The 14,620-nt window shown below is 39.3% G+C and carries 14 protein-coding genes and 1 pseudogene; 5 read left to right on the top strand and 10 right to left on the bottom strand.

The genetic code is table 11. The features are described from left to right. Positions 1–28: 28 nt before the first annotated feature. Both KUL10_RS00155 and KUL10_RS00150 read right to left on the bottom strand, forming a co-directional pair. Positions 29–1,030 carry a rhodanese-related sulfurtransferase gene (locus tag KUL10_RS00155; protein WP_110426891.1) on the bottom strand — a complete coding sequence of 334 codons (1,002 nt, stop codon included), beginning with the start codon at positions 1,028–1,030 and terminating at the stop codon, positions 29–31. 97 nt (positions 1,031–1,127) lie between these two features. Next, on the bottom strand, positions 1,128–1,640 hold the full coding sequence (locus KUL10_RS00150) for a hypothetical protein (RefSeq protein ID WP_110426890.1): 513 nt from the start codon (positions 1,638–1,640) through the stop codon (positions 1,128–1,130). A gap of 148 nt (positions 1,641–1,788) precedes the next feature. Here KUL10_RS00150 and KUL10_RS00145 point away from each other — a divergent pair, with 148 nt between their 5' ends. Then, positions 1,789–3,438 carry a tetratricopeptide repeat-containing response regulator gene (locus KUL10_RS00145; protein ID WP_110426889.1) on the top strand — a complete coding sequence of 550 codons (1,650 nt, stop codon included), beginning with the start codon at positions 1,789–1,791 and terminating at the stop codon, positions 3,436–3,438. A 145-nt stretch (positions 3,439–3,583) separates the two neighbouring features. On the opposite strand, the gene KUL10_RS00140 is transcribed toward KUL10_RS00145, so the two are convergent. The 4 genes from KUL10_RS00140 to KUL10_RS18915 all read right to left on the bottom strand — a co-directional run bounded on the left by KUL10_RS00140 (position 3,584) and on the right by KUL10_RS18915 (position 6,395). Continuing rightward, positions 3,584–5,044: an ATP-binding protein gene (locus KUL10_RS00140; protein WP_110426888.1), complete on the bottom strand. Its 1,461-nt coding sequence runs from the start codon at positions 5,042–5,044 to the stop codon at positions 3,584–3,586. Between the two features lie 4 nt (positions 5,045–5,048). After that, positions 5,049–5,447: a response regulator gene (locus KUL10_RS00135; RefSeq protein WP_110426887.1), complete on the bottom strand. Its 399-nt coding sequence runs from the start codon at positions 5,445–5,447 to the stop codon at positions 5,049–5,051. Positions 5,448–5,553: 106 nt separating this feature from the next. Further along, positions 5,554–5,901, bottom strand: coding sequence for a hypothetical protein (locus tag KUL10_RS18920; RefSeq protein ID WP_110426886.1), 348 nt, complete (start codon positions 5,899–5,901; stop codon positions 5,554–5,556). Positions 5,902–5,930: 29 nt separating this feature from the next. Next, positions 5,931–6,395: a DUF6279 family lipoprotein gene (locus KUL10_RS18915; protein WP_110426885.1), complete on the bottom strand. Its 465-nt coding sequence runs from the start codon at positions 6,393–6,395 to the stop codon at positions 5,931–5,933. Positions 6,396–6,475: 80 nt separating this feature from the next. Between KUL10_RS18915 and KUL10_RS00120 the strand changes: the two genes are divergently transcribed. Continuing rightward, complete coding sequence (locus KUL10_RS00120; protein WP_110426884.1) at positions 6,476–7,471, top strand: ATP-dependent 6-phosphofructokinase; 996 nt, start codon at positions 6,476–6,478, stop codon at positions 7,469–7,471. A 19-nt stretch (positions 7,472–7,490) separates the two neighbouring features. Here KUL10_RS00120 and KUL10_RS00115 read toward each other — a convergent pair whose 3' ends face one another. Continuing rightward, positions 7,491–7,952 carry a DUF962 domain-containing protein gene (locus KUL10_RS00115; protein ID WP_110426883.1) on the bottom strand — a complete coding sequence of 154 codons (462 nt, stop codon included), beginning with the start codon at positions 7,950–7,952 and terminating at the stop codon, positions 7,491–7,493. A gap of 183 nt (positions 7,953–8,135) precedes the next feature. Between KUL10_RS00115 and KUL10_RS00110 the strand changes: the two genes are divergently transcribed. Next, a complete protein-coding gene (locus KUL10_RS00110) occupies positions 8,136–9,899 on the top strand; it encodes a M61 family metallopeptidase (RefSeq protein ID WP_110426882.1) in 1,764 nt (587 codons plus the stop codon). Here the strand turns inward: KUL10_RS00110 and KUL10_RS00105 are convergent. The 3 genes and pseudogenes from KUL10_RS00105 to yejK all read right to left on the bottom strand — a co-directional run bounded on the left by KUL10_RS00105 (position 9,888) and on the right by yejK (position 12,678). Next, positions 9,888–10,784, bottom strand: coding sequence for a M23 family metallopeptidase (locus KUL10_RS00105; RefSeq protein ID WP_110426881.1), 897 nt, complete (start codon positions 10,782–10,784; stop codon positions 9,888–9,890). The two genes, KUL10_RS00110 and KUL10_RS00105, sit on opposite strands and share 12 nt — an antisense overlap. Further along, complete coding sequence (locus tag KUL10_RS00100; RefSeq protein WP_110426880.1) at positions 10,777–11,649, bottom strand: 6-carboxytetrahydropterin synthase; 873 nt, start codon at positions 11,647–11,649, stop codon at positions 10,777–10,779. The genes KUL10_RS00105 and KUL10_RS00100 overlap by 8 nt, the downstream gene beginning before the upstream one ends. 2 nt (positions 11,650–11,651) lie before the next feature. Further along, a pseudogene (gene yejK / locus KUL10_RS00095) lies at positions 11,652–12,678 on the bottom strand (nucleoid-associated protein YejK). A 167-nt stretch (positions 12,679–12,845) separates the two neighbouring features. Here yejK and KUL10_RS00090 point away from each other — a divergent pair. Both KUL10_RS00090 and KUL10_RS00085 read left to right on the top strand, forming a co-directional pair. After that, positions 12,846–13,064 (top strand): DUF1414 domain-containing protein, encoded by a 219-nt coding sequence (locus KUL10_RS00090; protein WP_110426879.1) that lies wholly within the window; start codon positions 12,846–12,848, stop codon positions 13,062–13,064. Between the two features lie 7 nt (positions 13,065–13,071). Beyond that, entirely contained in the window at positions 13,072–14,616 is a 1,545-nt protein-coding gene (locus KUL10_RS00085; protein WP_110426878.1) for a DUF3413 domain-containing protein, read from the top strand. Positions 14,617–14,620: the final 4 nt, after the last annotated feature.

Raw genomic sequence — 14,620 nt, 5'->3', positions numbered from 1 at the left:
TACTCTTTTATCGCGGGCAAAGTCTAGGCTATTGCTCGTTTAATGCTTGGTTTTTCTCCAAAGCACGCTCACTTTGAGCCTTTGCTTTTTCACGACGTTTATGACTGAGTATTTTTTGTGCCTCACTACCTACATGCTCTTCATTGCGCTGTTTGGCAAGCCTTACTTGCTTTTCTCGCTCGCGAAAACGGGCTAGTTGCTCTTCGGTGTGTTTTCCAAAACATTTAGGACAAGTGACGCCTGCTTCAAATTTTTCAGAAAGCATATCGTTTTCAGTTATCGGCAAACGACAACCATAGCACTGTTCATAATGGCTTTTTTCTAAGTCATGATTAACCGCAACGCGATTATCGAAAACAAAGCATTCACCTTCCCACATTGATTCTTCTTTGGGCACGTCTTCTAAGTATTGTAATATGCCACCTTCTAAATGATAAACTTCTTCAAAGCCTTGTTCTTTCAAGTAAGCGGTTGATTTTTCGCATCGAATCCCCCCCGTACAAAACATAGCGACTTTCTTGTGTTTAGTGCTATCTAAGTTTTCTGCCACATACTGAGGGAAAGCTCTAAATGTTTCGGTATTTGGATTAATCGCATTTTGAAACGTCCCTATTTCAATTTCGTACTCATTGCGAGTATCAATCAATGTGACATCTGGGTCAGAAATGAGAGCATTCCAATCCTTTGGCTTTACATAAGTCCCTACCGTATGGCGAGGATCAATACCCTCTACCCCCATTGTCACAATCTCTTTTTTGAGCTTTACTTTGGTGCGGTAGAAGGGTTGCTCCTCATGAATGGACTCTTTATATGAGACTGGAAAAATGCGTTCATCCGCATTTAAGTATGCAAGTAAACTATCGATACCTTCACGTGTGCCTGATACCGTGCCGTTAATCCCCTCTGCAGCAAGTAAAAGAGTGCCTTTGATATCTTGCTCGCGCATAAAGTCTAACAGTGGTTGACGGAGAGATTTGTAATTTTCAAGCGCGACAAATTTGTACATCGCGCACACGATATATGAGTTCATAAAATTCCTATTTGCTAATTGGAGCGTAAGACCAGTGCAAAATTGCGCGCGCAAGATAGCAGAAATGGTGGTGAATGGTCAATTGATCTGTATCAATCTACAGTCTTATTTGGTCCATAGATTCTAAAATATCAAACAGTAATGTGGGCTCTTGATCGATTTCATTTCCTACTTCTATTGAATGATCTAAATTGGATAATGCTTGGGCTTGTTTCGCCAACCGTTGCTTGGCAGGTAGCGCACTATTTTCTAATACTTCCTGGTCTATATGCAACGGGTCATCAAATGCAGATAAGGATTGTGGGTGAATACACTTAAGCAATGTTATGTGTGTGAAATCTTTAATCTGAACACTTTTTGAATATTCGTTTTGAAGAGAGAAATCTGCGCTAGATTGTTTGAAAGCTGGATTGCGATAATAAGAAACGGGTTGTGAGACAACAAATCCATCATTATTATCTGACTTTATTTTTAAAGTCTGGGTCGCATCTCCATGTGCCATCGCGAGCAGCAGACGAAACAAAGAAGCGTCTGATTGTTTAGATGCAGATGCTATGCTGTTGTTGAACCGCGTTTGCTCAACTATCTGAATGGGGGTGATGTTAGCCATCGATAAACATTAATAAATTGCCTTAATTGTGATATCGGCAAAATGCCACAAAAGCTCAAGAAAACCGTTTAATCATCGATATATAAAGCTATAGACTCATTTCAGATGTAATGCCTTACATCAAATCTATTTTAGGTAAACTTAGTTAATGGAGAAGCTAGACTACTCAAGTAAGCGATGCTTAGTGGTAGAAGACCGCAGGCCCTTTGCTATGCTACTAAAAGGCTTATTGATTAGCTTAGGTGCTAAACGCATTATCACTGAATTATCGGCGGAAACTGCATTGAAAACATGCAAGAAGACTGCATTTGATGTTGTTGTATGTGACCTCCACTTGGGTACAAACCGAAAGAATGGATTTGAATTTTTAGAAGAAATAAGAAAAAGACGCCTTATTAGCCCAAGTACTGTTTTTATTATGATTAGTGGAGATAGCGCACGATCAATGGTGCTAGGTTCGCTAGAAAAACAACCCGACGACTATCTAATAAAGCCATTTTCTCAAGCACAGTTAAACTCACGAATTGCGAGAGCCAGTAACCGTCGAGTGTCGCTCAATGCGCTATACAGCCAAATTGAACACGGCAACTACAAATTAGCGATTGAAACCTGTAAGCACTATTTAGAAACAGGCTCTAAATACACAAAGCATTTGATTCAGATAATGGTCCAACTGTATTGGAAGTTAGAAGAGTTTGATAAAGCAGAGAGTATCCTTGATGACATCCTTAAGGAGCGAGAAATTCAATGGGCGCTCTCGTCAATGGCAAAAACGCAACTGCTCAAAAAGAATTATTCAAAAGCCATTGAACTTGGCAAAAGGTCCATCGAAAACTCAAAGAATAATGTCGAAGCGTATGACATCATTGCAGATGCTTGCTTACATAACAATATGAAACCAGAAGCGCTAGGCTATATTCAAGAGGCACTTGCATTATCCCCTCTTTCGATTGAACGTCATTATCGTGTGTGTGACATTGCACGAGCCAACGAAAACTACCAAGCTGCTATGGATTCAGCAAAAGCAATATGGGAGTTATCCCAGCGCTCTGTTCATAGAAATATTAATCACATGTGCAGCTACATTAGAAGTATTCTAGACGCCGCTGAGCAGGCTGAAAATAGAAATGCGAAAAACAAACTAAAACAAGAGGCCTTACTTGCTTTACAACGATCGCAACATGACGATATCGCCGCAAAGCATCAGGACGGTTTTGATTTTGAAATTTTTGAAGGCATTATTCACTCTAGAATTTTTTACCTTGAAGGCAAGCATACCGAAGCGAAGCGAGCATTAGAGGAAGCACAGATCAAAATTGAAGATAATTTTACTGAATACCCCTTGGGACTTGCGCCGGATAGTCTCAAAGCAATGTTTGATTTAGGCGATTATGAAGAAGCAAATAAAGTCGCTAACGCACTCAAATCCCAAGAAATAGAGGTTGATTCTAACATTCAATATTTAATGGATAGTGAGTTAGAGAGTGCTAAAGATAAACGCACTCGATACATTACTCATAATAAAAAAGGTATCGAACTATATAGCACTGGTAACTTTAAAGCTGCATATACTGAATTCAAAAAAGCGAAGGTAATTTCAAACACCAATATTGGTGTGACTCTCAATTTGATGCAATGCCTTATCAAGTTAATGGAAAGTACCGATAAACCTGAAGGTGCCTTTATTAAAGAGTGTCGAGAACTCTATCGATTCACTAATTGCATGCCATTAAGAGCAGCACATAAAAAGAAGTTTGAAATTATAAAACCAGACGCAGAAAAATTTATCCACGCATAATCCCACTTACCTGAGGTTAACTTTCATCAATATGCGCCTTGGGAGCTCAATGGTAAAGCGAATTAAGTATCGAAACCTCAACACTCATGCTTATTCAGTTTTGTATTGAGGACTTCCCAACAAGGGATAAGCGCAAGAGGACAAATCAACTATAATTGTTGATTGGCCATAATAAGGTAAAGCATGAACCGGATCGACCATTTGATTCAATCGTCACTTCACCCTCGTAATAATCCATGACTTTTTTAACTAACGCTAAGCCAAAGCCAGTTCCGTGTGTTCTTGATTTTTTAAGCCTAATAAACCGCTCAAAAATTCTCTTTTGATCGCTTAATTCAATGCCAGGGCCATCATCAATAATTGAAATTTTATGCTGTGCTTGTAAACGTTCATACTTGACTTGAACATGACCATCGCCCCTATCGTGATGCTTGATTGCATTGGAGATTAGATTGGTGAGTATCATTGTCAATGGGAATTTCGGTAGCTTAAAGCTTGCTTGGTCACAAGAAAGTGTAAATGTATCGGGCATCTCTATACGATGCTTACATGCATCAACTACTTGCTCTAATGCTAATAATTCATACTCGTGGTTTTCACGTCCCACCTTTGAATATAGCAATAAGTCTGACAACAAGGCATCCATTGAGTTAAGGCGTTTAAACGCCATAGCTATATGACTTCGGCCTTCATCCCCTAAATCTTCCTCAAGCTCAACGAGTTGCAGCAAGCCTCTCACGGCATTCAGTGGCGCACGCAAATCATGAGATGCGATATTTGCAAATTCATCTAAATCCTTATTTGAAAGACTTAGCGCCTCAATAAGCTTTTCTTTTTCTGTTATATCTCTAGCAACACCCAGTATAAATGGTTCTCCCGCATCATTTTTAAAACGCGTTTTTATCGTCAAAAGTGATTTCATTTCACCATTTGGCATTAAAAGCTTCTCAATGACTTCTGACCGGCCTTGCTCAAATGCAATACGATCGTTTTCTAAAAATGCTTCGACTTCATCTGGTCGATATTTTTCAAGTGTTGTATAGCCAATCACTTCATCACGCTGGTCTTCAGGATACATATTCATAAAGGCCTTATTAGCCATCACCAAGCGAAACTTTTCATCTTTTACAAAAATTTTATCGTTACTTGCATCATAGGTAAGCTCGTGCAAGCGCATCATTTGCTTGATTGAGTCTTGTTGCTTAAATAAACTGACTTGGTTTGCAAGTATTTGAGCAATCATTTGTATGGATTGACGTTGTTGCTCGGTCAAATATACATCTTCTGATATTGCAATATAAGAACGTTCGTTTGTTAGTCTTTCTTCATCATCATGCAAGGCGAATACATTACTGCGTTGATTTGCAACGCCAAGCGTTAATGATGGTTTGATATCAGAAGGGTTAGCATCAATTGTGCTATTTAAGCTCAATGCTGTGTTGAATATACTGTGGTATTCAGTATTTAAATGCCAAGTGAGAGGCGCACCTATTATAGTTTCGACTAAGCGCTCACAATTCAAAAAAGAACTAGCAAGGCTGCGATAAGCTAATTCAAAAAACTTATCATTAGATGTTTGATTGCTGTTCTCAAAGTCAGAAGTCATATTTTTAATTAAAAATGTTTTGTAGGGTTAATGATAAATCACTAATAGAAGTGCCTTTCGATAAGCATGCATCAAAGGTGTTTTGCTCGTTTTCTAATTCAGCGATGCTCGCACTACTCATGAGCACTAGAATAGGACATTTGAAATCCACTTGCTTAAACAAGGCTTTTATTTGGTTAGCGCAAACACTTCCGGTAGTATCGCCGAGGTAATAATCTAGCAATATAAGGTGAGGAATATTTGCACCAGATTCCATACTTAATCGAAGATGCGACATCGTTTCATCAAGACTTGCTAACTGAGTAATTGAAGCAATATTTAAATCACTTAGCTGACGGCAAAGGATATATCGATCCATTTCGTTATCATCAACTACCATTACTACCAGCTCGGATAAATCCATAATGACTGCAAGTTGTTCTTAATCCGCCTATAGCTTAAATGCACAGCCTAAATTGGTCAACAAAGATACATTCTTGGTCACCAATATCAAATCATCCACTAAGTAATCAGTTCAATAAATCGACAAAATCTTCTTTGTACTCAGCGACTTCCTCAACAAAATGTGTACGTTGCTTTTCGGTTGATAGTACCATCATCGTCAACAGCATGTTTTTATAAAGCTCAGCATTACTTTTATTCCGGTCAACGAGTTCTTCGCTTCTGAACTGTTCTGGGTTGAGCAGTAAATCTTGCAAGGCCATTTTGAATGAGGTTCCTCGGTCACTTTTTGCAAACAACAAACGTAATTCATTCTGATAAGCTCTTGTATATTCGAGCCACAGCGGCGAATTTGAGTAAAACTGAGGTAGTGTATTCTCGATTAAACGCTCCTGCTCTTCGGTTAATTTACCCAACCAAGTTTGCGCATCTTTTAAACTGTTTTTCAGTCTTTTTTTGCTCGTTTTTCGGGTATTTGTTCATTTCGTTCTTGTATTTCTTCCTCTCTTTCCAAGTTCCTTTTCTCTAGCGCAGCGAACAGGTATGTGACTTGCTCATCAGTAAGCATTGGCGACATTTCAACCGCATCAGGAACGACGCGAGCACGCAATCGCTTCCAATGTGCTTGCGCTTTGTCTTGGTGATATTGAATCCTTTCTAGACTTAGTTGTTGGTCAAATACATCAGTGCTCAATTCAGCGATATGATCAATGTATTTGGGTAATTCAATTTGCTTATGCCAAGCAAGCCATTCATTTAGTTTTACATCAAACACTTCTTTTTGTTCATTATTGAGTTCAATGTAATCATCTAGATACCAATAGGCTAACCAATCTATATTTTTATATACAAACTTCGTTGAACAACCACTAATAAATAAAACCAGACAAAGTATTATTATTTTTTTCACTTTATGTTTTCCATGTTAAAACTTTTGGTATGCTAATCGGACTAATCTATATACGACAATAAAAATAATAAAGGTTTCAAATGACAGTCAAGAAAATTGGGATTTTGACATCGGGTGGCGATGCGCCGGGGATGAATGCGTGTATAAGAGCTATATGCTTAACTGCTGAGCACGCTGGTATCAAAACAGTTGGATATAAACATGGCTACAATGGTTTGCTTAACCAAGAGTTTATCGAATTAGATCCAACGCGCGTCTATAACCTAATTCAACGAGGCGGTACGATTTTGTATAGTGCTCGCTGTGACAAATTTAAACAAGACCCATTTGTCGAACTTGCTGCTCAAAATCTTGATGCTAATAACGTTGATGCACTCATTGTGATCGGCGGAAATGGTTCATTTAGGGGCGCAGCTAAACTGCAAAGCGTTTGGAACAAGCCCGTTGTTGGTGTACCCGGTACTATTGACAATGATATTTGTGGTACCGATTTTACGATTGGTTACCACACAGCGATTCAAACTGCTGTAGAGTCGATCGATAAGGTCAGAGACACAGCAGAAGCCTTTGAACGCATATTTCTAGTCGAAGTAATGGGCAATAAAGCGGGCTTCATTGCCCTAAATTCAGCAATTGCCGCAGGGTGCGATCACGTGTTAGTCCCCGAGCGCTTTACCACTGCTGGAGAAGAGCTAGTTAAGATTATAGACAAATTGGATAGCCGTAGAAAAAATAAAAAGTTCGCTAGCTTGGTCATTACTGTGACTGAAAACCTGTGGCCTGGCGGCTTAAATGTTCTAGCTGACTCGCTGGCATCCGAAACGGGAGTCGATGTAAGAGTGTTAACACTCGGTCACGTTCAACGTGGCGGTTCACCATCTTCTGAAGACCGCTTGTTAGCAACTCGTATGGGGACTTATGCTGTGAAATGCTGTGTAGATAAAATGCAGAACATAATGGTCGCAGAAGCACAAGAAAAGCCAATAGCGGTACCAATAGAAAAATCGTGGTTAGAGAAAAAGAATTTAAACGATTATACCGTTGAAATTTTGGATAAAATTACGTTATTGGGGTAATCGACACAAATGTGCCGACTCAGTAACTAATGTTCATCTTTTTAAACCAGTGTCCCCACCACCAACATGGCCCGACTAAAAGGTAACGAAGGTCTTCAAAAAACGATGGCTTTTTGCCTTCTATATGATGGCCCACAAACTGTAGAATCCACATCACAACAAATAAACCCAAGCAAAAAACCCAAACAGATATATCAAGGGCAACTAATAACTTAATTAAACCAAAAGAAGCTATTATTAAAAGCGTCATGGCCGCTCCCATAGGACCGGATAACTTAAAGTAGTAAAACAATACCGGGATTGATGCGACGTGAGCAAACGTGACATCCATTGCTGCCATAAATTCTGGTATTGGGATCGACCAAACCAACCCAAGTGTGACAAAAAAGATGCTCGGAACCGCAATAGTGTGAATCAAAACATTCATTTTATTTTGATGACTCTCACCATAGTGTGACATTAATCTATCTATTTCTCGCATATTATTTCCTGCTTTGGCAGTGCTACAAAGATAACTAAACAAGATGTTTAGGTGAATAGCCCATTATTTAACCTTTATTTAACATCTCATTGTAACTTTGCTCCTCATCACAAACAAGTTTTGATCTTATAAATTGCTTTGATGATATGATTTAGTCAAGGTAAACCATGTTTAGAAAACTAAATGACCATTTCATATCAATTATCAGTTTTATCCATAAGCGAACATCTTTTTTCTGTCAAAATAAGTGTCCCACACAATGAATTCAATGCCTTGACGCTTCAGTTACCGGCTTGGATTCCGGGTAGTTATATGATCAGAGACTTCGCGAAAAACGTTCATCGCATACTTGCGCATACTCAGGACGGCAGTGTACTTAAGGTAGAGCAACTTGATAAACAAACTTGGTCTGTTACCAATAATAAACAGGCTTGTTTTGTAGAATATGTTATTTATGCTTTTGACTTATCTGTAAGAAGTGCTTATTTATCAGATGAATATGGTTTTATAAATGGCACGAGTGGTTTTCTACACGTAAGAGAACTCGAAGATGCGAAATGCGAGGTAATGTTTGAAAAATCCTCAATTCCAGACACATGGACAATTGCAACTTCATTACCCTTAGAAAATGAAACTTATACCGTTGCTAATTATGACGAACTTATCGACCACCCCATTCTAATTGGGTCGCTTGAGCAACAAAGCTTCGATGTATCAGGTACGAAATTTCATTTGGTATTCACTGGCAGAACCGAAACTGACATCGCCAAAATTTGCGAAGACCTCGTTCCAATTTGTGAACATCATATCGAGTTATTCGGCAGTATTCCTTGTAAAGAGTACTGGTTTTTAACTTTGCTCGCCGATGATGGTTTTGGTGGGCTAGAACACCGGGCGTCAACCGCATTGCTATTTCCACGCTTCCATTTACCTATGAAACATGAATTTTCAAACAGAAGTGAACAATATCAACAGTTTCTAAGCCTTTGTAGCCATGAATTACTACATACTTGGCATGTCAAAAAGTCACGCCCACAATTGATGTTAAAACCCGATTTAAGTGCTGAGGTGTATACCAATCAACTTTGGATTTATGAAGGGTTTACTAGTTTATACGATGATTTAAGCCTCGCGCGTTGCAAATTAATAACGCCCAAGCGCTATGCACAGATTCTATCTGAAGCAATTACTCGTTTATTGCGCACGCCAGGGCGACACCATCAAACAGTTGCCGAATCTAGCTTTAATGCGTGGCATAAGTTTTATAAGCAAGATGCGGGTTCAGTTAATCATATCGTCAGTTATTACAACAAAGGTGCTGTAATCGCGCTTTGCTTAGATATTACACTGCGACAACTCAGTGATAATAAAGTCTCGTTGGACAATATAATCACTGATATTTGGCATCAGTTTGGTAAGGATGAGCTAGGTACAAATGATGAAGTCGTTATCGAAATATGCAAACAAAACTATGGCATTGATATTAAGCCATTTTTGGACATAGCAGTACACACGACGATGGACTTACCTTTGCAAACCTTACTAGATTCAATTGGTTTGAAATTAACGATGCGGGCGCGTCTGTCAGCCAGTGACAAAGGCGGATTAGTAGACAGTACACAAACAAGCAATGAGTTTGGCGCAGTATACAAGGCCAGTGACAGTGGATTACTTATTCAATCGGTTACGTCCGAAAGCGCGGCGGCTAATGCAGGCATACAAGTTAATGATAAATTGATAAGTTTTGATGGATGGCAAGTCACAGCTGACCACTTTCCTCGCCTATTAAACGCGAAAGAGGCAGACAGCACTGCCAATATTCATCTGTTTAGAGCGGGCCGCCTACTAAAAGTGAAACTGTCTGTAAGGCGTGCACCTTTTGATACGGCTGCTATAGAGATCCGTGATTCAGCAAAATTCGAGTCATGGATTGGCTTAATCAACTGATCCTGCAGACGGCAATTCAACCAGTAACGCGGGGTCGAGTCTTTCTTTAAACCAATTAATCCGCCAATCAAGGTGCGGCCCAGTCACCCTGCCAGTCGCACCAATATCCGCTATCAACTGACCTTGCTTAACGACTTCGCCTTCTTTTACATGGATTTTGCTTAAATGAATAAAGGTAGAAGATACCCCCATTCCGTGATCCATGATCAACGTGCCGCCAGAGTAATACATATCATTATGAACTAAGGTGATTACACCATCAGCGGGCGCAACCACCGCGGTGCCTATTGGTGCAGCAACATCTAAACCAAAATGAGGACGCCTTGGTTGCCCATTAAAGACACGCTGACTGCCATAAACACCTGATATTCTGCCCTTTGAAGGTAAAATAAAATCGGACTGAAATGCGGTTAAATCAGAAACTGTCGCCCTAGCTTTCGCAATCTTTCGATTATCAGCTTGAATACGCTTGGTCACTTCTGCAGGTGGCGATACATATTTTTTAGCCACCCCCTCGATTCGTTGAATATCATATTCACGAGCACTCAAGGTTAAGGTCTTTTTTTGAAACGCACTTTGAGTTGGTAACCTATATTCAACAACATGGTTAAGCTTTGCATCTCTTCCAAAGCCAAAGACAAAATCGCCAGCACTGCTAATTTTGATATTTTTGCCGTTGAGTTTTATCTCACTACCAACGGGTAAAGTGCCTCTGATCAGGCTGCCTTGGGTTAACTCACCTGTTAATTGCAGTTCATTTGCTAGCACTTCATCTTGTGCACTTGCACTTGCACTTGCATTTGCATTTGCATTTGCACTTGCACCCAAGAGTAAAACCCAACCCACGAATAATAGTTTTTTAAGCGTGCTTGAACGTCTATTCATCTCGAACAATTGCACCTTTACCCACTCCCTCAAACGCACGCACTTCGATTAAATTACTATTTTCCGTCTTAATTTCATCGTAAATGTATTGCGCTAAGCACTCTACCGTAGAGTCAGTCTCAATAATTTCACAAACAGACTTTGGAATAGCCATTTCAAATACGCCTTGCGAAGATTCGTATTTAAATGCGAAGTAATCATCATCAGACAACCCAAGAGAATGAGATAAGGCTTTTACAGAGACCAAGTCTTCGCGGGTACCAATATAAATATCAGCCCACCTTTCTGCCCATGCTTGTTGAAGAGCAAGGCTTTCTTCGCCATTTTCATAAATCAACACTTTTGAACGGTGGCCATGAGCAATTCGCTGACAATTACCTTCATGTTTTTTGAGACCATGCGTGTAGTGATAAAAAGGTGTGGGGATCTCTTCATCTCGTAGCGTAATTTCAACTGATTGAACGTTTTCGGGTAGATGAATTGCAATGACTTCTTTCAAATAAGCATTAACACTTTGTTTGTCGACTTGCTCAGAATAAACAAATGCATACGCTTCAGGCGGACAATAAAGATGGATATGCTGATCGTTTGCAAATTCAAAATCAACACTGACCCTTTCTTGTTCTTCTTGATGAACGACTTTAGTACCATGATATTCAGCCGGAACAACCAGCTTATGGTCGACATAATCATCAATCACGCGTTTGAGCTCTTTTTTGACGATACCAAAATCTTGCACCATGCTTTCTTCGTTCAAGCCGCCGTCAAGGATGATGTCAACGATCCAGCTTTCTCCGACCATACCACGCTGTGGGCACAAGTAAGAGAAGTCCATTACGGTTAAATCATTTACAAATAACTTCATCTTTACTCTTGCTCATCTGTGCTTGCGCGCATTAATTGGTCTTTAAGGTTAGGTGGTATTCCCTTTATCATCAAGGTATCTGTATGAGGATTGTAGATTACTCTCTCGCCCAAAAGGTTGCGGTCGAAATTAATTGTGACTCCCCCGCCGCTTCCACTAAATTTTGCCAACCCTTTCAACATGGTTTTATCTGGTTGAAAACTGGGTTCTAACGGCGTTTCAACCTGTGCATTAAAGGCTTCGAAATCGATTGTCTCGTCTTCATCTTTTGGCAAAATTTGCGCGAGGTCTTTTATGCTTACGTCTTCCTCATTGGCAATTTGTTCTTTGTAGTAATTTGCAACTGAAGCGCGGTGTTCATTTTTTTCTTTGGGATCCGCTTGTTGGGACGCTAAATAAGTATCGACTTGAGTCATTAACTGTTTATTTTGCTGTTTAACGTCAACTTGCTCTTCACAACCAATAAACTTCATAAAGAAATCCGATACTTTGCGTCCCATTCGTCCTTTAATGAAACTGACATAACGAAATTGATCTGGCGTTATTTTCCACTGTGTCATATCAATACGTACTGCAATTTGCATTTTTGACAGTTCAAGTTGTTCAGAATAGTTAAGATTTAAATCTTGATTAACCGCGATTTGTTGCTTGCTATCTAACAAGCAAATCATTAAATATTCTGTCGCTAAATACTCATAGTGCGCAAAAATCAAAAAACCAGTTTCGACCATTTCATCATTAACGAGCGTTTCTAACAAAGACTTACCACTGCTGACACTGAAATCATAAAATTCAAGCGTTTTATCACTTACTGCTTTTAACTCATCAGAGAAAGTAGACTCATTGTCATCAGAAAAACCACCTAACCCCCTTTGCTGGTTTTGCATTATATGCGGCATGCATTTGCTGAGATAACGTTTCTATTTGACTCGATAATTCGAAGCAACTAGAGCGAGGAATAAAATGCAATTTGCCATCATCAGACAATGACAAACGATGAACCACAAAATTGTGAACCATTAGGGACATATAAAACGATTACCTTTGCTAAACAATTGTCGATTAATTGCACGTTCTGTTGCAAAATCAGTGAATTAACTTAACAATTGATTGTGATTGAAATTTGTAGGCTTATACTTTCAGCCTTATACTCTTAATTGTACTCACTTTCTGAAGAAAAATCACAGGACTTATCAATGCCGCAGCAATCAAAATATTCAGACGAATCATTCGAAAATTTAATGCAGGACGTTATCGTTGCATTAGAGAAGCACAATGCAGGCACTGATTTGTCATTAATGGTATTGGGTAATGTCGTTACAAATATTTTTGCCAATCAAGTCGCACCGCAAAACCGAGAAGCGATGATTGAAAAATTTTGCGAAATTTTAAAGCGCAGTACTAAAGGCAATTAGGTAAGAAATGATTTATACCGAATCACCACGTCGTAAATTAATTAACGACCAAGTTAGTTGGGGACACTGGTTTGCTTTTGCTAACATAGTTTTAGCGATTATAATTTCGTCTGTGTATGTGATTGCATCACCGGCACCTACTTCCTTCATCAGTACTGTTTATTTGTTCATCACTTGGTTTGGTCACATCAGCTTTATTACTTTTTTTGGTTTTATCGTGTTGTTACTTCCATTGTGTTATCAAATATCAAACACTCGTGTGCTAAAAATAGTTGGCTCTGTTACCGCAGCTATTGCATTAGCTCTTCTAGCATTTGATGCACTTCTGTTTAACAAGACGGGCTTTCATATCACATTGAGTTCTGCGGAACTTTTAAGAACTGAGACGCAAGGCCAGATTAGCGCGTTTAGTTGGTTACAATGGTTTTATTTGGTGCTTTTATTTGTTGTGTGGTTAATGTTCCAACTGGTTATCGCAAATGCCATTTTTAGACATCTAAAACGATTCCAAAAAATCAAGATTGGAAAATATGTCACTACCGCATTTTTAGCCTGTTTTGTTACCAGTCATGCAATTCATGTATGGGCCGATGCAAAACTATATGCGCCAGTGTTGCAGCAAGACAACATGTTCCCGCTTTCATATCCGGCAACGGCCAAAACACTGATGTCTAGAGCCGGTTTATTGGACCTTCAAGACTATCGCCAAAGACAAAACCTTCAGTTTGACGACAATGCATTTAGCATTAATTATCCACCTGAGCAGATTTATTGCAGCGTTGACAATACCAAGAAAACTGTTTTTTTGCGTGTAACAGGATTTGAAGAAAATACTTTGAATTCACTTTCAGACAGTGGATTGAAAAATAATGGCTACCACTTTATCAGTGACACGCTTGAAAGTGATTATCTTGCATCAGTGATTTACGGCATGCCTCAAGCTTTTTTAGACGGCATTAGCGCTGAGATGCCGGTTAGCTTGGCTTTACCCAATGCATTTAATGTTGATATCAATATTTTTTCAAACGATGCCTTATCTCACAGTAGAAGATTCGAAGACTTTAGAATCGCTGAGGCCATTGAGTTTATAGATAAACTCGAGCAAATGCCTCAAGGTATGTTTATCGCTAGTATTACTCTAGAACAACTTAAATCAATTAATTTAAACGTATTGTCTCAACAAGCGAGTGTTCTCATTGCGATTGACTCTGCAAATACTTATTACAAAGAGCTCTATAGCAACATTGACACTGCAGCACAGATGTCTACGACTGAAGACATTGCCCCTACGCTTATAAACGAGCTGGGCTGCAATGCACAAGCTGAACAATTTTCTATGGGGCAAGCACTTCAACTACCGAAAAGAAAATGGTCAATCAGTACGCAAGGTCCTCATTTAGTTGTGGTGCATGATGGTCTTATTACAGAAGTAAGCCGTGATGGTAGCTTTGAAATTAGAGACTACATGACCAACCAAAAGGTCCTTACAGAAATAGACACTAATCTACTTAGTCGTTCAATTAAGCATTTCTCTACTTTCACACAAAAGTAAAAAA

This window comes from Glaciecola sp. KUL10, assembly GCF_003203515.1.
Classification (GTDB): domain Bacteria; phylum Pseudomonadota; class Gammaproteobacteria; order Enterobacterales; family Alteromonadaceae; genus Glaciecola.
The sequence above is the reverse complement of the archived record's forward strand: the minus strand, read 5'-3'. Positions and strand labels throughout refer to the sequence as shown.